Source organism: Rhodococcus sp. X156 (assembly GCF_004006015.1).
Taxonomy (GTDB): domain Bacteria; phylum Actinomycetota; class Actinomycetes; order Mycobacteriales; family Mycobacteriaceae; genus X156.
In genome coordinates this window covers 1-18,260 of sequence record NZ_CP034766.1, presented here as the reverse complement: position 1 = coordinate 18,260, position 18,260 = coordinate 1, and the positions used below count along the sequence as shown (strand labels likewise).

Below are 18,260 nucleotides of genomic sequence, written 5' to 3'. Positions count from 1 at the left end.
CTAGACCGCCGCGGGGCTGAGCTCGGAGAGGTCCCCGAGGCTGTCGCGCATGTCCTGCTCGAGCTGGGCCACCAGTGACTCCTCCACCGGGAACCCGCACCGGCGCAGCCAGTTGGCCAGCAGCCGGTGCCCACCCTGGGTGAGCACCGACTCGGGGTGGAACTGCACGCCCTCGATGGGCAGCTCGCGGTGGCGCAGCGCCATGATGATGCCGTTGGCGGTGCGCGCGGTCACCTCCAGCTCGGCCGGCACGGTGTCCGGGCGCACGGTCAGCGAGTGGTACCGGGTGGCGACGAACGGCGTCGGCAACCCCGCCAAGATCCCCGCACCCTGGTGCTCCACGATGCTGGTCTTGCCGTGCAGCAGCTCCGGGGCCCGCTCCACGGTGGCACCGAAGCTGGCGCCGATGGCCTGGTGGCCCAGGCACACCCCGAACAGCGGGGTGCGGGAGGCGGCGCAGCTGTGCACCAGCTCCATGCTCCGGCCCGCCCGGTCCGGTGTGCCCGGCCCCGGGCTCAGCAGCACGCCGTCGAAGTCCGCGATGTCGTCGAGCACCGGGTCGTCGTTGCGCACCACCGTGGCGTGCACGCCGAGCTGCCCCAGGTACTGCACCAGGTTGAACACAAAGCTGTCGTAGTTGTCGACAACCAAAATTCGCATGCACTGAGGGTACTCAGCGACTGCCCGCGGCGGTTCCTACCGGGGGACGACGACGGCCGAGGTCAGCGCGACGGAGCCCTCGTAGGCGGGCAGGGACAGCGTGTCGCGGGCCTGCACCTTGTACCCCAGGCCGAAGCGGGCGACGTACTGCTTGTAGATCACCACGCCCCGCTCGGCGGCCAGGGCGTCCTGCAGGCGGTCGGCGTCGCCGATGGCGGAGACGGTGTAGGGCGGGCTGTAGGTGCGCCCGTGCAGCAGCAGGGTGTTGCCGACGCAGCGGGGCGCCGAGGTGCTCACCACCCGCTGGTCCTGGACCATCACCGCCTCAGCCCCGCCGGCCCACAGCGCGTTGAGCACGCTCTGCAGGTCCTGCTGGTGCACCACCAGGTCGTCGGGCTGGGCGTCGGCGGCGTAGGAGCCGGTGGCGGTGCGGGACGCGTCGGTGAGGGTGACGGTGAGACCGGGCCCGGTGACGGCGCTGAGCCCAGCGCCGGGCTGCAGCGCGGCGACGTCGGCGAGCGCGGCGGCCACCGCGTCGTCGGAGGCGGCGGCGCGCTGCTGCAGCTGCTCCGCCTGCAGCCGCAGCCGGGTACGGGTGACCTCTGCGGCGGCCACGTCCTGCTGGGCGCCGCGGACCAGGTCGGACAGCCGGGTGGCACCGGTGCCACGCAGCTCACCGCCCTGGGCGGCCTCCCGCGTGGTGGACAGCAACAGGCCGGCGAGCAGGCACACCAGCGGCACGGCCACCCGCCAGAGCCGGGGGCGTTGCCGAGCGTCCACAACCACCCCATGACTTGGTAGATCGCCGCTCGCCGCGGCCCCGTTGGCCGCCCGCTACGTTAGCGTGGAAAGCCGAGACGCCAGACCCGCCACCAAGCCGAGGACACCATGCCAAAGTCGAAGGTCCGCAAGAAGTCAGCCCCCATCGGCGCCAGCTCCACCCGGCGCACGCCGGTGAAGGTCAACGCCGGACCGTCCAACCCGATCTACGTCACGGTGATGCTGGGCCTGATGCTGCTCGGCCTGATCTGGCTGGTGGTCAACTACCTGGCCGTGGACAAGATCAGCTGGATGAGCGAGCTGGGGTCGTGGAACTTCGCGATCGGCTTCGGCCTCATGGTCGTTGGCCTGTTGATGACCATGCGCTGGCGCTGACCTCCGCGCACAGGGGCGGTTGCGCCCCGCTGAGCGCCCAGTCGCCCGCGGTACCGATCCCGGCCTGCTGACCAGGGTCGATACCGCGGAGCGCCCGAGCAATCACAACGGTGTTATTTCATCCCCAGTGTGCACAACTCCTGTGGACAACTTCTGTCCCCGGTTGTGCACAGCTCGTCAGAGCCGCTCGATGATGGTGGCGTTGGCCATGCCGCCGCCCTCGCACATCGTCTGCAGGCCGTAGCGGCCGCCGGTGCGCTGCAGGTAGCTCACCATCGTGGTCATCAGGCGGGCACCAGAACCGCCGAGCGGGTGGCCCAGCGCGATCGCGCCGCCGCAGGGGTTGAGCCGGTCGGCCTTGGCGCCCGTCTCGGCCAGCCACGCCATGGGCACGGACGCGAAGGCCTCGTTCACCTCGAAGGTGTCGATGTCGTCGATGCTCAGGCCCGACTTCTTCAGCACCGCGGCGGTGGCGGGGATGGGACCGGACAGCATCATCACCGGGTCGGAGCCGACCACGGCGGTGGCGTGCACGCGGGCCAGCGGGGTCAGCCCCAGCTCGGCGGCCTTCTCACTGGTGGTGACCAGCAGTGCCGCGGCGCCGTCGGAGATCTGCGAGGCGTTGCCCGCGGTGATGACGCCGTCCGGCAGGAACGGGGTCTTCAGCTTGGCCAGGGTCTCCACCGACGACCCCCGGCGGATGCCCTCGTCCTGCGAGACGACGGTGCCGTCCACGGTGATCGGGGCGATCTCCTCCAGGAACGCGCCGTCGTCCTGCGCGGCGGCGGCCAGCTCGTGCGAGCGCACGGCGAACTCGTCCACCGCGGTGCGGGACAAGCCCCACTGCCGGGCCATCAGCTCGGCGCCGACGCCCTGGTTGAACATGCCGTTGAATCCCTCGCCCTGCAGCTGGCTCTCGTACCGGGTGCGGGCCGAGCCGAAGGGGAACCCGGCCCCGGTGCCGACGTTGCTGCCCATCGGGACCCGGGACATCACCTCGACGCCACCGGCGATCACCACGTCCTGCTGCCCGGAGACGACCGACGCGGCTGCGGTGTGCAAGGTCTGCTGGGACGAGCCGCACTGGCGGTCCAGGGTGAAGCCGGGGATGGACTCCGGCCAGCCGGCCGCGAGCACGGCGTTGCGCCCGATGTTGCCGGCCTGCTCCCCGGCCTGCGACACGCAGCCCCAGTGCACGTCGTCGATCACGGACGGATCGATGCCGGTCCGCTCGACCAGGGCCTTCAGTGCGTGGGCCGAGAGGTCCACCGCGTGCACCCCGCTGAGCCCCCCGCCACGCTTGCCCACCGGAGTACGCACTGCCGCACAGATGACTGCGTCACGCATCGTTGTTTCCAGCCCTTCAATCGGATGGTTGTGCCTCATCAGCGATGCTAGAGGGCATGTCCGACTATGGCGCTACAACGCAGGCGTGGGGCCCCAAGCCGGCCGCCCTGATCTACGCGGCGGTGGGAGGCGCGGTGCTGGCGGTGGTGGCGGTGGCCGCCGACGAGCCCGCCGGCCGGCTGCTGATCGGGCTGGCCGCGGCGGGGCTGCTGCTCACCGCGCTCGCCGGGGCTCGGTCGCGTCCCCGGCTGGCGGTGGATGCCGGTGGACTGACCGTCCGCGGACCGTGGGGCGCGCGCCGCGTGGGCTGGACCCAGCTGCGCGGCTGCGAGGTGGTGCAGCACCACCGGCTGGGTCGGCGGGTGGGGGTGCTCGAGCTGACCGTCCAGCAGGACGACCGCGAGTCGCTGCTGCTGCTCACCAAGGCGGAGCTGGGCACCGACCCGGAGGACGTGCTGTGGGTGGTGCAGGGCTTTCGCCCCGACCGGTTCGGGGCCGACGGGTCTGGGGGCGACGGCCCCGGGGCGTAGCGCCCGCTACAGCCCCGCCTGGGATCGCAGCGCCAGCACGCGTGCCACGATCACCGCGAGGGCGACCACGCTGAGCACGGCCAGCGCCGACACCTGCACCGGCACGGCGCGACCCCGCGGGGCGTAGACCAGGGCCGCGGTGGCGGCGGCGCCCACCACGAGCCCGCCCAGGTGTCCGGCCATGGAGATGCCCGGCACGCTCAGCCCGATCACCACGTTGATGGCGATGATGCCGAGGGCGGCGGACACGCTGCGGCGCAGGCGCAGCAGCACCACCACCAGCCCACCCATCAGGCCGAAGATGGCGCCGGAGGCCCCCGCGGTGAGGCTGCGCGGGTCGGCGAAGAGCATCACCGCGGCGGAGCCTCCGAGCAGCGACACCAGGTACACCGCGGCGAAGCGCCACCGGCCCAGCTGCACCTCCAGGTCCCGGCCCAGGACGTAGAGGGCGAACATGTTGACCAGCAGGTGCAGCGGGCCGAAGTGCAGGAAGCCGCTGCTCAGCAGCCGCCACCAGTCGCCGAGGGCCACCCCGTAGGGCCACAGGGCCAAGTCACGAAAGATCGTGGAGCGGTTGTTGTCCAGCACCTGGCCGCCGGCGTCGAGCACGGTGACCAGGAAGAAGAGCACGTTGACGCCGATGAGCCCGTAGGTGAGCACCGGCGCGCTGGCAGCCAGTGGGGCTCCGGCCACGGTCGCCGCCTGGCGCTGGTCCCGCTGCCCCTGGGCGAGGCAGTCCACGCAGTGGAAGCCCACCGGTGCCTCGCGCAGGCACTCCGGGCACGCCGACCGGCCGCACCGGCTGCAGCGCAGTCCGGTGGGCCGGTCGGGGTGGCGGAAGCAGGCCTGGGGACCGTCCCCGGCACCAGGGGCCCCGAAGGCGCCGGTACCGGGTGGACCCCAGGCGGGGTTGCTCATCGCAGCGTGACCAGAGGTGTCAGTGCGTCGGTCAGACCTGCTCGACGGTGACGCGCTCGATGACCACGGGCTCGACCGGACGGTCGCTGCGGTCCACGGCGGTGGTGCCGATGGCGTCGACGACCTTGCGGGACTCCTCGTCCACGACCTCGCCGAAGATGGTGTGCTTGCGGTTGAGGTGCGGGGTCAGGGCCGTGGTGATGAAGAACTGCGAGCCGTTGGTGCCCGGGCCGGCGTTGGCCATGGCCAGCAGGTACTTGCGGTCGAACTGCAGCTCCGGGTGGAACTCGTCCTCGAAGCGGTAGCCCGGGCCGCCGCGGCCGGTGCCCGTGGGGTCGCCGCCCTGGATCATGAAGTTGTCGATGATGCGGTGGAAGACCGACCCGTCGTAGAACGGCCCGGAGGTCCCGCCCTGGGCGTTCTTCTCCGAGTAGTCCTTGCTGCCGTCGGCCAGCCCGACGAAGTTCGCGACCGTCTTGGGCGCGTGGTTGCCGAACAGCGCGATGCGGATGTCGCCGCGGTTGGTGTGCAGCGTCGCCGTGGCGGTGGCGGGGGCAGCGGTCTTGTTCTCTGAGGAAGTCACCAATCCATCCTGCCATCCTGGGCAATCCGACGTCGCGCCCCGTCCGACCTGGCTGTCGTGGGGCGGGCAGGATGGGCTGCGACCCACCGGACTCAGGCGATCCAGCCTGTGCTGGGCAGGTACCAGCGAGAAGGAGTGACGATGAACGAGGTGACCGTGTTGTCCAAGCTCGGCGAGGAGACCGGCCGAGTGGTCGGCACCGGCGTGCGGGCCGCCCGCCGTGGATCGGTCAAGCTCAGCCAGAGTGGCGCAGTCGCCGGTCTGGGTGCGGCCAAGATGACCGTCAAGGCCGCCCAGGGTGCGGCAGCCAAGCGGGCCGAGCGCCGCCTGCGTCAGACCGGGGAGGCCGGGCGTGAGCTGGTCGCCCGGGTGAGCCTGCCGGAGCTGAGCCTGCCCGAGCTGCTGGACGTGGCCGAGGTGCGCGCCGGCCTGGCCCGCCGCATCGACCCGCCCAAGAAGCGACGCCGCTGGCCGCTGGTGGCCGTGCTGCTCGTCGGGGGTGCCGCTGCCGCCGCCGTGGTGGCCTCCCGCCGGCCGGTGGCGCCGCCGCCGGCAGACGCCCCGCCGAGCGTGCGGACGCTGAACGGCACCACTGCTCCCAGCGCCGCCCCCGCGGGCACGAACGGGGCTCCGGAGGGCGCGGGCCGCACCACCGAGTAGCCCTGGACCGAGCCAGCCCTGGACATGGGACAGGCCCCGCCTCCGCGATCACGCGGGGACGGGGCCTGTGCTGGTGGAGACGAGGGGAATCGAACCCCTAACCCCTGCCTTGCAAAGGCAGTGCTCTGCCAATTGAGCTACGTCCCCGGGTGGGCTGCTGCCTAGCTTCCCGCGGGGGGTTCTGGTGCTGCGTGCCTGCCCGAGGACGGCTGCGCCGACACTGCCGGCTCGGTCGCCTCGTGCCATGGATCCGTCGAGCGCTGCCGGGCTCGGGCCCGGGCGAACCCGGCCGCCGCGGCGGCCAGGGCTGCGACCAGGAGCATCCTCATGCCGACTGACACTCCTTCGATCAACGGATCTCGTGGGCCTAGGTGGACTTGAACCACCGACCTCTTCCTTATCAGGGAAGCGCTCTAACCGTCTGAGCTATAGGCCCCGATGCCGGACCGAGGTTACCGTACCGGCCCGGGTCGTACCAAAACGCCCGTACGGCAGCGGTCGGGAACGCTGCCGCACGGACGCTCAGTCGCGCTCGGTGAGAGTGACCTCCACGCCGCCGACCAGGTCGGACGTGAGGTTGTAGATGAACGAGCTGATGGTGGCCAGTGCGGTCAGCAGCACGATGTTGATCGCACCGACGATGGCGGCCACGCCGAACACCCGGCCCGGCCCGATGAGCGGTGAGCTCTCGGCGTTGGGGTCGTTGACCGAGACGAAGTCGGTGAAGGTGGTGTTCAGCCGGTCCCAGACGCCCATGCCGTCCAGCACCAGGTACAGCACGCCCACCGCCACCATCCACACCAGGAACAGCGCGAAGGACAGCACCAGCGACAGCTTCAGCACCGACCACGGGTCGAAGTGCTTGACCTGCAGGCTCGCGCGGCGCGGACCCTTGCGGCCGCGCTGCACGGTGGCCGTGGCCCGCCGCTCGCCCTCGGCCCGCCGCTCGCCCTCGGCCGGCCGCCGGTCGCGTGCCCGCGGGTCGGTGGCCGGGCGGGCGGTGCCACCCTGGCCGTTGCCCGTTCGGGCCTCCCCGCGCCGGGCAGGCGCCGGGTTGCCCGCCGGTGGACGGCCCCCGCTGGTGCGGGGCACCGAGGAGAGGTCCGGCATCTCCTGGGACAGGTCCGGGCGCCTCATCTGCGTGGTGGGGGCGTCCAGCCCCGGCGCGCCGCCCCGGCCGGTGCCACCGCGCTGCCAGGGTGCCGGCTCGGAGCGCCGAGGCTCGCCGGCGCCACCGGAGGAGCCGTTGCCGCCCCGGGCGGCGGGACGCTCACCGCCGCGCTGCTCCGGCCGCGGGGCACCCTGATCAGACCCGCCGGGGCGGGGAGGAGTGCTCATGAGTGCTCCTTAACGGTGTTGGGCTGGTCGTCGCCGGGCTGGCCCGCCTCGTCCGCGTTGCGGGCGATCGCGATCAGCTCGACACCCTCGCCGAGGTTCATCAGCCGCACGCCCTTGGTCTGGCGACCTGCCTTGCGCACCTCCTTGGCGGTGGTCCGGATGACCCCGCCGCCAGAGGTGATGGCGTACAGCTCGTCGTCAATGTCCACGATGAGTGCGCCGACCAGAGTGCCACGGCGACGGTCGTACTGAATGGTCAGCACGCCCTTGCCGCCGCGACCCTGCACCGGGTAGTCGTCCATCGGGGTGCGCTTGGCGTAGCCGCCGGCGGTGGCCACCAGCAGGTAGGTGCCCTCCCGGACCACGTTCAGCGACAGCAGCTCGTCGTCACCGTTGAAGCGCATGCCCAGCACGCCGGAGGTGGCCCGACCCATCGGTCGCAGCGCGTCGTCGGTGGCGGAGAAGCGGATCGACTGGCCGAGCGCGGAGACCAGCAGCAGGTCGTCCTCGGCGGAGCACAGCGTGGCCCCCACCAGCTCGTCGCCCTCGCGCAGGTTGATCGCCACCACGCCGCCGGAGCGGTTGGAGTCGAAGTCGCTGAGCCGGGTCTTCTTGACCAGGCCGCCCTTGGTGGCCAGCACCAGGTACGGCATCACCTGGTAGTCCTTGATCTGGATGACCTGGGCGATCTTCTCGTCCGGCTGGAACGCCAGCAGGTTGGCCACGTGCTGTCCGCGCGCGGTGCGGTTGGCCTCGGGCAGCTCGTAGGCCTTCGCGCGGTACACCCGGCCCTTGGTGGTGAAGAACAAGATCCAGTCGTGGGTGGAGCAGACGAAGAACTTGCTCACGATGTCGTCCTGGCGCAGCCCGGCGCCCTGCACCCCCTTGCCGCCGCGCTTCTGGGCGCGGTACAGGTCGGTCTTGGTGCGCTTGGCGTAGCCGGTCTCGGTGATGGTGACCACCACGTCCTCGCGGGCGATGAGGTCCTCCATGGACACGTCACCGTCGGCGGGCACGATCCGCGTGCGGCGGTCGTCGCCGTACTTGTCCACGATCTCCATGAGCTCGTCACGGACGATCTGCCGCTGGCGCTCGGGCCGGTCCAGGATGTCCTGCAGGTCGGCGATGGTGCGCTCGATCTCGGCCAGCTCGTCGATGATGCGCTGGCGCTCCAGGGCGGCCAGCCGGCGCAGCTGCATGTCCAGGATGGCCTGGGCCTGCAGCTCGTCGACGTCGAGCAGCTCCATCAGCCCGGTGCGGGCGACGTCGGCGGAGGCGGAGGCCCGGATGAGGGCGATCACCTCGTCCAGGGCGTCCAGCGCCTTGACCAGTCCGCGCAGGATGTGGGCGCGCTCCTCGGCCTTGCGCAACCGGTAGCGGGTGCGCCGCACGATGACGTCGAGCTGGTGGGTGACGTACAGCCGGATCATCTGGTCCAGCCGCAGGGTGCGCGGCACCCCGTCGACGATGGACAGCATGTTGCAGCCGAAGCTGGTCTGCAGCTGGGTGTGCTTGTAGAGGTTGGCCAGCACCACCTTGGCCACGGCGTCCCGCTTGAGGGTGAGCACGATGCGCATGCCCACCCGGTCGGAGGACTCGTCGTGGATGTCGGAGATCCCGGCGATCTTCCCGTCCCGCAGCTGCTCGGCGATGCTGGTGACCAGGTTGTCGGGGTTCACCTGGTACGGCAGCTCGGTGGCCACGATGGTGGTGCGCCCGCGGGCGTCCTCCTCCACCTCGACCACACCGCGCATCCGGACGGAACCGCGACCGGTGGTGTAGGCCTCGTTGATGCCGTCGGAGCCCACGATCAGTCCGGAGGTGGGGAAGTCGGGGCCCTTCACCCGCTCCATGCAGGCCGCCAGGGTGGTCTCCTCGTCGGCCTCGTAGTTCTCCAGCGCCCAGATCACCGCGTCGGCGACCTCCCGCAGGTTGTGCGGCGGGATGTTGGTGGCCATGCCGACCGCGATGCCGCCGGAGCCGTTGACCAGCAGGTTCGGGAACCGGCTGGGCAGCACGTCGGGCTCGCTGGTGCGGCCGTCGTAGTTGGGCGAGAACTCGACGGTGTCCTCGTCGATGTCGCGCAGCATCTCCATGGCCAGCGGGGTCAGCCGCGACTCGGTGTACCGCATGGCCGCCGCGGGGTCGTTGCCGGCGGAGCCGAAGTTGCCCTGGCCGTCGATCAGCGGGTAGCGCATCGACCAGGGCTGGGCGAGACGGACCATGGTGTCGTAGATCGAGGAGTCACCGTGCGGGTGGTAGTTGCCCATCACCTCGCCGACGACGCGGGAGGACTTCACGTAGCCACGGTCGGGACGGAAGCCGGAGTCGTACATCGCGTAGAGCACGCGGCGGTGCACCGGCTTGAGTCCGTCACGAACTTCCGGCAGGGCGCGGCCGACGATCACGCTCATGGCGTAGTCGATGTAGCTGCGCTGCATCTCCTGCTGGAGGTCGACCGGCTCGACCCGGTCGCGGATGACACCCTCGATGCCGACCGGGCCGTCCTCGGGGGGCAGCGGCGTGTCGGTCATGTGGTGCTCCTTCGGGGATTCTGGTGGGGTGCCGACAGGGTGTTCAGGTGGCTCGCGCCCGCGGTGTCGGCGCTGCGCACGGGCCGGGCTCCGCAGCGGGGGGTGGCGCGGCCGGGGGCGGCCGCCAGCGGGTCAGACATCCAGGAACCGGACGTCCTTGGCGTTGCGCGTGATGAAGCTGCGCCGCGCCTCCACGTCCTCGCCCATGAGCACGCTGAACAGCTCGTCCGCGGTGGCGGCGTCGTCCAGGGTCACCTGGCGCAGGATGCGGTGGTCGGGGTCCATGGTGGTCTCCCACAGCTCCTTGGCGTTCATCTCGCCGAGGCCCTTGTAGCGCTGCACGCCGTCGTCCTTGTTGATCTTGCGACCGGTCTCCACGCCCGCCTTGAGCAGCGCGTCGCGCTCGCGGTCGGAGTAGACGAAGTCGGGCTTGCCCTTGCTCCACTTGATCTTGTAGAGCGGCGGGGCGGCCAGGTAGACGTGGCCGTGCTCCACCAGCGGACGCATGAAGCGGAACAGCAGGGTGAGCAGCAGCGTGGAGATGTGCTGGCCGTCCACGTCGGCGTCGGCCATCAGGATGATCTTGTGGTAGCGCAGCTTGGACAGGTCGAACTCGTCGTGGATGCCGGTGCCCAGGGCGGTGATGATGGCCTGGACCTCGGTGTTCTTCAGCACCCGGTCGATGCGGGCCTTCTCCACGTTGATGATCTTGCCGCGCAGCGGGAGGATCGCCTGGAACATCGAGTCGCGGCCGGACTTGGCCGAGCCACCGGCGGAGTCACCCTCCACCACGTAGATCTCGGACAGGCTCGGGTCGTTGGAGCGGCAGTCGCTGAGCTTGCCGGGCAGCCCGCCGATGTCGGTGGCGCTCTTGCGGCGCACCAGCTCGCGGGCCTTGCGGGCCGCCATCCGGGCGTGCGAGGAGGAGATCGCCTTGTTGATGATGATCTTGGCGTCGGAGGGGTGCTCCTCGAACCAGCTGTTCAGGTGCTCGTTGCAGGTCTTCTGCACGAACGAGCGCACCTCGGTGTTGCCCAGCTTGGTCTTGGTCTGACCCTCGAACTGCGGCTCGCCCACCCGGACGCTGATGATCGCCGCCAGGCCCTCGCGGATGTCGTCCCCGGTGAGGTTGGGGTCCTTCTCCTTGAGGAGCTTCTTCTCCTTGGCGTAGCGGTTGACCACCGAGGTCAGCGCGGAGCGGAAGCCCTCCTCGTGCGTGCCACCCTCGATGGTGTTGATGGTGTTGGCGAAGGTGTGCACCGACTCGGAGTAGCCGGAGTTCCACTGCATGGCCACCTCGACCTCGTGGCCGGTGCCGCTGGCGGTGAACCCGACGATCGAGGTGTGGATGGGCTGCTTGGACTTGTTCAGGTGCGCGACGTAGTCCTCGAGCCCACCGGGGTAGTGGTAGGTGCGCTTGACCACGGCCGCCGGCTTGGGCGCGGTGGTGTCCAGCGCGGCGCTCTCCGGCGCGGCGTCCACCTCGGCCTCGTTCTGGGTGACGCGCTCGTCGGTGAGGGTGATGGTGAGTCCCTTGTTCAGGAACGCCATCTCCTGCAGGCGGCGCGCGACCGTCTCGAAGCTGTAGGTGGTGGTCTCCTCGAAGACCTCCGGGTCGGCCCAGAAGGTGACGGTGGTGCCGGTGCGGTCGGAGGCGCCCACCTCGACCAGCTCACCGGGCTTGGCGTACAGGTACTCCTGGGTGAAGTTCTTGCCCTCGCGGTGGATGTCCACCTCGAGGCGCCGCGACAGCGCGTTCACCACGCTGACGCCCACGCCGTGCAGACCACCGGAGACCGCGTAGGAGTCAGAGTCGAACTTTCCACCGGCGTGCAGCACGGTGAGCACGACCTCGATGGTGGGCCGCTTCTCCACCGGGTGCATGTCCACCGGGATGCCGCGTCCGTCGTCGGTGACGCGCACGCCGCCGTCGGCGAGCAGGGTCACGTCCACCCGGGTGGCGTAGCCGGCCATCGCCTCGTCCACGGAGTTGTCCACAACCTCCCAGATGAGGTGGTGGAGCCCGCGCTCGCCCGTCGAGCCGATGTACATGCCCGGGCGCTTGCGGACGGCCTCCAGACCCTCGAGGACGGTGATGGACGACGCACCGTAGGAAGCATTCTTGTCAGCCACGTGTCTTCGGTGTCTCCTCAAGCCTGGGCCGGCCAGAGTGGTCAGCCAGAAGTGGTACCTAACCAGTCTACTGCCCCTGGCGGACCAAACTGGCCCTGCAACACCCCTCAGAGCCACGTGGAGGGCATTTCACACCCTCCCAAGGGTCGGTTCGCCCACCGTGGGGGCGCGTCAGCCGTAGGTGTCTCTGGGGCCCCGGCCGCGCACGTGCCGCTCTCCGCGCCGCCAGCTGGGGGCGCTCGGGCCGTGGAAGGTGATCCGGGTGACCACGCCGTCACCGACCGCAGCGGCGATGGTGGCCAGCAGCTGGCGCTGCATGGTGCGCAGCTGGGTGGCCCAGGCTGTGGATTCCGCCTGGACCGTCAGCTCACCGTTCTGCAGCGACACCGGCTTGGCGTGCGAGGCGATGTCCGGCCCGACCAGGTTGTCCCACCGGCCGAGCACCGAGCCGGCCGAGACCTCCTCCGACCAGCCCCGCGCCTGCACCAGCTTGTTGGTGAGGTGGCCCAGCAGCTGGGGGTCGCGGTCGTCCGATCCCGGCCCTGACCAGCGACGACGCCGTGCGGATCCGGACTTGATGCCGCCGCGACGCACCGGCACGCGCCGGGCGTGGATGCCCACGCCGCGCTCCTTGGCCTGCGCCCGCGCCTCCTCCAGCGCGCGGCGCGCGAGGTCCACGCCGCGCCCCTCCTCCACCGGCGCGGCCGGCTGCTCCGGCTCTCCCGCAGCGGCTCCGGGAGAAGTTGTCGACAGGTTGTCCCCAGTGTTGTCCACAACCGGGGGATAACCCTCATCTTCAGGTCGACCCATGCGCTGCCTCCTCCACCTCGATGGTGCTGGTGCGGGTGGCGCCGTCGCGTCCGGCGTCAGCATCCACCCGGTAGCGAGTGCCTGCCAGCTCGGCGGGGACGTCCGCACCCACCGCCGCGGTGATCAGCACCTGCTCGGCGCCGGCGGCCACGTGCGCCAGCGCGGCGCGGCGGCGGCGGTCCAGCTCGGCGAACACGTCGTCGAGCACCAGCACGGGGTCGGTGCCGTCGGTTCGCTGCAGGGAGAAGCTGCCCAGCCGTAGCGCCAGCGCGTAGGACCACGACTCGCCGTGGCTGGCGTAGCCCTTCGCCGGTTGCGCGCCCAGCTGCAGGTCCACGTCGTCGCGGTGCGGGCCCACCAGGCACACCCCGCGCTCGATCTCTGACCGGCGCACTCGCGCCAGCTCGCTGAGCAGGCACGCCTCGAGCAGCTCCGCGTCCGCCCGCTCCGCGCCCGGCTCGCCGTAGCCCGGCCCGGCCGTCGGGCTGGGGAAGGCGTCGCCCAGGCTGCTGCGGTAGTGCAGCCGCGCCGGCCGCGACTCCGGGGCCAGCGCGGCGTAGGAGTCGCTGACGTGCGGGGCGAGCTCGGTCAGCAGGTCCAGCCGGCCGGCGAGCAGCTGTGACCCGAGCTCGGCGAGGTGGCCGTCCCACACGTCCAGGGTAGCGGCGGCGTCACCGGCGGAACCGCTGCGGCGCAGCGCCGCCCCGGCGGTCTTGAGCAGGGCCGACCGCTGGCGCAGCACGCGGTCGTAGTCGGCCCGCACCCCGGCCAGGCGGGGCGCTCGGCTCACCATCAGCTCGTCCAGGAAGCGGCGGCGCTCACCCGGGTCACCCCGCACCAGGGCCAGGTCCTCCGGGGCGAACAGCACGGTGCGCAGGATGCCCAGCACCTCGCGCGCGCGGCGGACCGGAGAGCGGTTGATCCGAGCGCGGTTGGCCTTGCCGGGCGTGATCTCCACCTCGACCAGCAGCTCACGCTGCTGGTTGACCACCGCGGCGCGGGCGATCGCCCGGTCGGCGCCGGCGCGGACCAGGGGCCCGTCGGAGGAGACCCGGTGCGAGGACAAGGTGGCCAGGTAGCCCAGCGCCTCCACCAGGTTGGTCTTGCCGTTGCCGTTGGCGCCGAGCAGCACGGTGACGCCTGGGGTGAGAGTCAGCTCCGCGCTGCTCCAGGAGCGGAAGTCGGTGACTCCGAGGTGACGGACGTACACCTCAGTCCGCGCTGCCCGGCGTGCCGGGGGCGTCGGGGCCGGTGGAGCTGGAGCTGCGGCTGGCGTGCCCGCCGAACTGGTTGCGCAGCGCGGACACCGCCTTCATCGCAGGGGACTCCTCCTGCCGGGAGGCGAAGCGGGCGAAGAGCGCGGCCGAGATCACCGGCAGCGGGACGGCGTGGTCGATCGCCTCCAGCACCGTCCAGCGGCCCTCGCCGGAGTCAGCGGTCCAGCCAGAGATCGCGTCCAGGCCGGGATCCTCCTGCAGCGCCCTGACCAGCAGGTCCAGCAGCCAGGAGCGCACGACCGTCCCCTCCGACCAGCCCTGCAGCACTGCCGGGACGTTCTCCACCAGCTGGGAGGCCTTGAGCAGCTCGTAGCCCTCCGCGTAGGCCTGCATCAATCCGTACTCGATGCCGTTGTGCACCATCTTGGCGTAGTGCCCGGCACCCACCGGCCCGGCGTGGGAGAACCCGTTCTCCCGCGGGCCGGTCGGGCGCAGCGCGTCGAAGACCGGCATGGCCATCTCCACGTGCGCGACGTCGCCCCCCACCATCAGTCCGTAGCCGTTCTCCAGCCCCCAGATTCCACCGGACACCCCGCAGTCGAGGTAGCCGATGCCCAGCTGGCCCAGCTCGGCGGCGTGCGGCTGGTCGTCGGTGTACTGGGAGTTGCCCCCGTCGATCACCAGGTCACCCGGGGAGAGCACCTGCCCCAGGGCGGTGATGGTGTCCCGGGTGATGGCGCCGGAGGGCACCATCACCCACACCACCCGGGGGGCGGGCAACGCCTCGGCCAGCGCGGCCAGGGTGGGGACGTCGCTGACCTCCGGCCGCGGGTCGTAGCCCACCACGCCGATGCCCGCACCCCGCAGCCGCTCGCGCATGTTGAAGCCCATCTTGCCGAGCCCGATGAGTCCGATCTCCATGTCTGCGCCTTCCTGCCCGCGGTGGTGTCCAGGGTGCCGGGTCAGCCCGGCAGCCGCACCGGCATCAGCAGGTAGGTGTACTCGCTGTCCGGCGCCGGGAACGGGCCCGGGCCCTCGAGCGCGGGGGCGTCCGGGTCGGTGGGCCGCAGCACGGCGGGCCGGCTCGCGGTGGTGAATCCCATGGACACCCGCTCGCTGTGCAGCACCGAGAGGCCGTCGAGCAGGTACCCGGGGTTGAACGCGATGACCAGGGGCTCGCCGGTGAACTCGGCCGGCAGCTCCTCCTCGGCCTTGCCCTCGTCGTCCCCGCCGGCGGTCAGGCGCAGGCCTTCCTCGCTGAACTCCATCCGCACCTGCGCGCCGCGCTCGGCCATCAGGGAGACCCGCTTGATCGCCTCGACCAGCGGGGCGACGGCCACGTCGGCCACTGCCGCGTGCTCGGCGGGCAGGAGCTGGCGGAACTTGGGGAAGTCGGCGTCGAGCAGCCGGGTGGTGGTGCGCCGGCCGGCACCGGCCAGGCCGAGCAGGCCCTCGCCGCCAGCGCCGGTGGTGCCCAGGGCCAGCTGCACCTCGCCGGAACCGCTGGTCAGCGTCTTCGCCGACTCGGCCAGGGTCTTCGCCGGCACCAGCACCGCCAGGGACACCTCGTCGGCGTCGGGCTTCCACTCGAAGGTGCGCACGGCCAGCCGGAAGCGGTCGGTGGCGGCGAGGACCACGCGGGGCCCCTCGATCTCCACCCGCACGCCGGTGAGCATCGGCAGGGTGTCGTCGCGCCCGGCGGCCACCGCCACCTGGGCCACGGCCTCGGCGAAGACGTCGGCCGGCAGCGATCCGGTGCCCGCCGGCATCGATGGCATCTGCGGGTAGTCCTCGACCGGCATGGTCGGCAGCGAGAAGCGGGCGCTGCCGCAGAGGATGTTCACCCGGCTCCCGTCGACGGTCACGTCGACGGGCCGGTTGGGCAGCGAACGGGTGATGTCGGCCAGGAGCCGACCGGAGACCAGCACGCGACCGCCGTCGGCGACCTCGGCGGAGACCCCCACCTGTGCCGACACCTCGTAGTCGAAGCCGGAGACGGTCAGCCCGTCGGCCTCCGCGCCGTCAGCACCCTCGACGCTGCCGGTGGACAGCAGCACGCCGCCCAGGACAGGTACCGGTGGACGCGAGGGAAGGCTGCGCGCAACCCAGGCCACTGCGTCGGCGAACTCATCCCGCGCCACCCGGAACTTCATCGGTAGGACTCCATGCTCTCCGGGCTCCCTCTCACGATCTGGCTCCTGCTCCGGACCCACCCACCTGGCGTGCCCGGACTGCTGCACCCCGCAGAGGCAGCCGCCCAACCGTAGAGCGTTCCGGCCCGTGCTGGGAACCCGGTGCTCTGCTGGGCACGAGCAGCGCGAGGTGCCCAGCAGGGCTGTTCACGGAGGTTGTGCACATTCCTGCTCTAGAAAGAGATCCCTCTAGAGAGAGAACAGGAACAGCAGTAGGGGGTGTGCACGCTGTGGACTGAGCACCTCGTGCGCTGATCGGACGGCGTGGCGGGCTGGGGAGCCAGCAGGGGGTGGAAGGTGCACCGCCGTCCCCAGATCTGCTGCGTGCACATCCATGCACCGCTCGGTCCCCAGATGAATCGAGTTACCCCCAGGCTTGTCCACAGGTGTGGGTTAATCGTCCACCAGGCGTGCTGAGTGGGCACGGACACACATCCAGCAGGGGTCCGAGCGGGCCAGCAAGGCCCGAGGAGGGTCGCGAGATGGGTCGCCAGAGGGCGCTGAGGGGGGTCAACAGGGCGCGTCCTGAGACGCACGACGACGGCCTCTCCGGCCGTCGGGCAGGCCGGGACATCGGCCGGTAGAGCTAGCTGCGCGAGCGCTGCTTGATCCGGGCGGTGAGCTCCTGGACCTGTTCGTAGGTACGACGGCGCTCGGCCATCTCCTTGCGAATCTTCTTGTTGGCGTGCATCACCGTGGTGTGGTCCCGGCCGCCGAAGGTCTGCCCGATCTTGGGCAGCGACAGGTCGGTGAGCTCCCGGCAGAGGTACATCGCGACCTGCCTGGCCTGGGCCACCGCCCGGGTCTTGCCCGGTCCGCGCAGCTCGTCCAGGGAGTTGCCGAAGTACTCGGCGGTGACGGCCATGATCGTGGCGGCGCTGATCTCCAGCGAGGACGCGTCCGGGATCAGGTCGCGCAGCACGATCTCCGCCAGCGCCAGGTCCACCACCTGCTGGTTGAGGGAGGCGAACGCGGTGACGCGGATCAGCGCCCCCTCCAGCTCACGAATGTTGCGCTCGATCCGGCTGGCGATGAACTCCAGTACCTCGTCGGGGACCGCGAGCCCGTCCATCTGCGCCTTCTTGCGCAGGATGGCGATGCGGGTCTCCAGCTCGGGTGGCTGGACGTCGGTGATCAGGCCCCACTCGAAGCGGGTGCGCAACCGGTCCTCCAGGGTCACCAGCTGCTTGGGTGGCCGGTCGGAGGAGACCACGATCTGCTTGTTCGCGTTGTGCAGCGTGTTGAAGGTGTGGAAGAACTCCTCCTGGGTGCCTTCCTTGCCCTCCAGGAACTGGATGTCGTCCACCAGCAGCACGTCGATGTCGCGGTAGCGGCGCTGGAACGCCACCTTCCGGTCGTCGCGCAGGCTGTTGATGAAGTCGTTGGTGAACTCCTCGGTGGAGATGTAGCGCACCTGGATGCCAGGGAAGAGGCGCTGGGTGTAGTGGCCGACCGCGTGCAGCAGGTGGGTCTTGCCCAGCCCGGACTCGCCCCAGATGAAGAGCGGGTTGTACGCGCGGGCCGGTGCCTCGGCCACCGCGACTGCGGCGGAGTGCGGGAACCGGTTGGAGCTGCCGATGACGAACGTGTCGAAGGTGTACTTCGCGTTCAGTCGTGTCTGGGCCGGCCCGGCAGGCGCCTTGCGCACGGTCGAGTAGCTCGGCCAGATCTCGTTGATCGTCTCCAGCGCGTCTTTTTCCTCGTCGACCTCGTCGAGGTCGTCCACGCCGGTGAAGCCCCCGGGGGAGCCGCCGTGGTCGGCACCGTCAGCGGAGGCGCCGTGCTCGCCCCGGGGCGCCACGCCGTCAGCGGCGGCACCCTCGTGCACCGCGGACGCCTCGTCCACGCGGACGGCGAGAATCACCTCGCTGCCGAGGTGGCGGCTGAGCGCGTCGGTGATCGGGGTGCGCAGCACCCGCTCGATGGCTTCCTTGGCGAACGCGCTGGGCGCGGCGAGCAGCGCGAAGCCGTTGACGAATCCCACGGGGCGGGTCAGGCGCAGCCATGCCCGTTGCTGAGCGGAGAGCGGGCGACCAGTGGCATCGGTGTACGAGGCGAGCTCGGCCACCACCTCGGCCCACACGGAGCGCAGCTCACGTGTGTCCTCTGCCACTGACGGTCCTCCCCTGGATGCGTGAAGTACCGATCACGTCGCACGGCGTGCTGGATCGGCCTGGGCATCA

Annotated in this window: 16 protein-coding genes and 2 tRNA genes; 3 read left to right on the top strand and 15 right to left on the bottom strand. The window is 71.0% G+C overall.

Going from position 1 to position 18,260, the window contains the following annotated elements:
* Both ELX43_RS00090 and ELX43_RS00085 read right to left on the bottom strand, forming a co-directional pair.
* Positions 1–660, bottom strand: a complete 660-nt coding sequence (locus tag ELX43_RS00090) for an aminodeoxychorismate/anthranilate synthase component II (protein WP_127781581.1) — start codon at positions 658–660, stop codon at positions 1–3.
* A 36-nt stretch (positions 661–696) separates the two neighbouring features.
* On the bottom strand, positions 697–1,440 hold the full coding sequence (locus ELX43_RS00085) for a DUF881 domain-containing protein (protein WP_127784543.1): 744 nt from the start codon (positions 1,438–1,440) through the stop codon (positions 697–699).
* A 108-nt stretch (positions 1,441–1,548) separates the two neighbouring features.
* Here ELX43_RS00085 and crgA point away from each other — a divergent pair, with 108 nt between their 5' ends.
* Positions 1,549–1,815: a cell division protein CrgA gene (crgA, locus tag ELX43_RS00080; RefSeq protein ID WP_127781579.1), complete on the top strand. Its 267-nt coding sequence runs from the start codon at positions 1,549–1,551 to the stop codon at positions 1,813–1,815.
* A 177-nt stretch (positions 1,816–1,992) separates the two neighbouring features.
* Here crgA and ELX43_RS00075 read toward each other — a convergent pair whose 3' ends face one another.
* Positions 1,993–3,162 carry a thiolase family protein gene (locus ELX43_RS00075; protein WP_127781577.1) on the bottom strand — a complete coding sequence of 390 codons (1,170 nt, stop codon included), beginning with the start codon at positions 3,160–3,162 and terminating at the stop codon, positions 1,993–1,995.
* Positions 3,163–3,218: 56 nt separating this feature from the next.
* Here ELX43_RS00075 and ELX43_RS00070 point away from each other — a divergent pair, with 56 nt between their 5' ends.
* Positions 3,219–3,692, top strand: a complete 474-nt coding sequence (locus tag ELX43_RS00070) for a PH domain-containing protein (protein ID WP_164860531.1) — start codon at positions 3,219–3,221, stop codon at positions 3,690–3,692.
* Positions 3,693–3,698: 6 nt separating this feature from the next.
* On the opposite strand, the gene ELX43_RS00065 is transcribed toward ELX43_RS00070, so the two are convergent.
* Both ELX43_RS00065 and ELX43_RS00060 read right to left on the bottom strand, forming a co-directional pair.
* Positions 3,699–4,610, bottom strand: coding sequence for a rhomboid family intramembrane serine protease (locus tag ELX43_RS00065; protein ID WP_127781573.1), 912 nt, complete (start codon positions 4,608–4,610; stop codon positions 3,699–3,701).
* 31 nt (positions 4,611–4,641) lie between these two features.
* Positions 4,642–5,193, bottom strand: a complete 552-nt coding sequence (locus tag ELX43_RS00060; RefSeq protein WP_127781572.1) for a peptidylprolyl isomerase — start codon at positions 5,191–5,193, stop codon at positions 4,642–4,644.
* Positions 5,194–5,334: 141 nt separating this feature from the next.
* Here ELX43_RS00060 and ELX43_RS00055 point away from each other — a divergent pair, with 141 nt between their 5' ends.
* Positions 5,335–5,853: a hypothetical protein gene (locus ELX43_RS00055; protein WP_127781570.1), complete on the top strand. Its 519-nt coding sequence runs from the start codon at positions 5,335–5,337 to the stop codon at positions 5,851–5,853.
* A 71-nt stretch (positions 5,854–5,924) separates the two neighbouring features.
* Here the strand turns inward: ELX43_RS00055 and ELX43_RS00050 are convergent.
* The 10 genes from ELX43_RS00050 to dnaA all read right to left on the bottom strand — a co-directional run bounded on the left by ELX43_RS00050 (position 5,925) and on the right by dnaA (position 18,190).
* Positions 5,925–6,000 (bottom strand) — tRNA-Ala (locus tag ELX43_RS00050).
* A 215-nt stretch (positions 6,001–6,215) separates the two neighbouring features.
* A tRNA-Ile gene (locus tag ELX43_RS00045) sits at positions 6,216–6,289 on the bottom strand.
* An 86-nt stretch (positions 6,290–6,375) separates the two neighbouring features.
* Positions 6,376–7,191, bottom strand: a complete 816-nt coding sequence (locus ELX43_RS00040; RefSeq protein WP_241249453.1) for a DUF3566 domain-containing protein — start codon at positions 7,189–7,191, stop codon at positions 6,376–6,378.
* Positions 7,188–9,725 (bottom strand): DNA gyrase subunit A, encoded by a 2,538-nt coding sequence (gene gyrA, locus ELX43_RS00035; RefSeq protein WP_127781568.1) that lies wholly within the window; start codon positions 9,723–9,725, stop codon positions 7,188–7,190. The genes ELX43_RS00040 and gyrA overlap by 4 nt, the downstream gene beginning before the upstream one ends.
* Positions 9,726–9,857: 132 nt before the next feature.
* Positions 9,858–11,858, bottom strand: a complete 2,001-nt coding sequence (gene gyrB, locus ELX43_RS00030; RefSeq protein WP_241249449.1) for a DNA topoisomerase (ATP-hydrolyzing) subunit B — start codon at positions 11,856–11,858, stop codon at positions 9,858–9,860.
* 171 nt (positions 11,859–12,029) lie between these two features.
* Positions 12,030–12,632: a DciA family protein gene (locus ELX43_RS00025; RefSeq protein WP_277601708.1), complete on the bottom strand. Its 603-nt coding sequence runs from the start codon at positions 12,630–12,632 to the stop codon at positions 12,030–12,032.
* A 22-nt stretch (positions 12,633–12,654) separates the two neighbouring features.
* A complete protein-coding gene (gene recF / locus ELX43_RS00020; protein WP_127781562.1) occupies positions 12,655–13,878 on the bottom strand; it encodes a DNA replication/repair protein RecF in 1,224 nt (407 codons plus the stop codon).
* 1 nt (position 13,879) lies between these two features.
* Positions 13,880–14,851 (bottom strand): phosphogluconate dehydrogenase (NAD(+)-dependent, decarboxylating), encoded by a 972-nt coding sequence (gene gnd, locus ELX43_RS00015; protein WP_277601734.1) that lies wholly within the window; start codon positions 14,849–14,851, stop codon positions 13,880–13,882.
* The gene (gene dnaN, locus ELX43_RS00010; RefSeq protein WP_127781558.1) at positions 14,848–16,038 is read right to left on the bottom strand and encodes a DNA polymerase III subunit beta; all 1,191 of its coding nucleotides are present in this window, start codon (positions 16,036–16,038) and stop codon (positions 14,848–14,850) included. Before dnaN ends, gnd begins: the two co-directional genes overlap by 4 nt.
* Before the next feature lie 625 nt (positions 16,039–16,663).
* Complete coding sequence (gene dnaA / locus ELX43_RS00005) at positions 16,664–18,190, bottom strand: chromosomal replication initiator protein DnaA (protein ID WP_164860530.1); 1,527 nt, start codon at positions 18,188–18,190, stop codon at positions 16,664–16,666.
* Positions 18,191–18,260: the final 70 nt, after the last annotated feature.

Coding starts and splice junctions, on each gene's coding strand:
- ELX43_RS00090 (WP_127781581.1), bottom strand. CDS start 660: ATGCGAATTTTGGTTGTCGACAACTACGACAGCTTTGTGTTCAACCTG.
- crgA (WP_127781579.1), top strand. CDS start 1,549: ATGCCAAAGTCGAAGGTCCGCAAGAAGTCAGCCCCCATCGGCGCCAGC.
- ELX43_RS00075 (WP_127781577.1), bottom strand. CDS start 3,162: ATGCGTGACGCAGTCATCTGTGCGGCAGTGCGTACTCCGGTGGGCAAG.
- ELX43_RS00070 (WP_164860531.1), top strand. CDS start 3,219: ATGTCCGACTATGGCGCTACAACGCAGGCGTGGGGCCCCAAGCCGGCC.
- ELX43_RS00065 (WP_127781573.1), bottom strand. CDS start 4,610: ATGAGCAACCCCGCCTGGGGTCCACCCGGTACCGGCGCCTTCGGGGCC.
- ELX43_RS00055 (WP_127781570.1), top strand. CDS start 5,335: ATGAACGAGGTGACCGTGTTGTCCAAGCTCGGCGAGGAGACCGGCCGA.
- ELX43_RS00040 (WP_241249453.1), bottom strand. CDS start 7,191: ATGAGCACTCCTCCCCGCCCCGGCGGGTCTGATCAGGGTGCCCCGCGG.
- gyrA (WP_127781568.1), bottom strand. CDS start 9,725: ATGACCGACACGCCGCTGCCCCCCGAGGACGGCCCGGTCGGCATCGAG.
- dnaN (WP_127781558.1), bottom strand. CDS start 16,038: ATGAAGTTCCGGGTGGCGCGGGATGAGTTCGCCGACGCAGTGGCCTGG.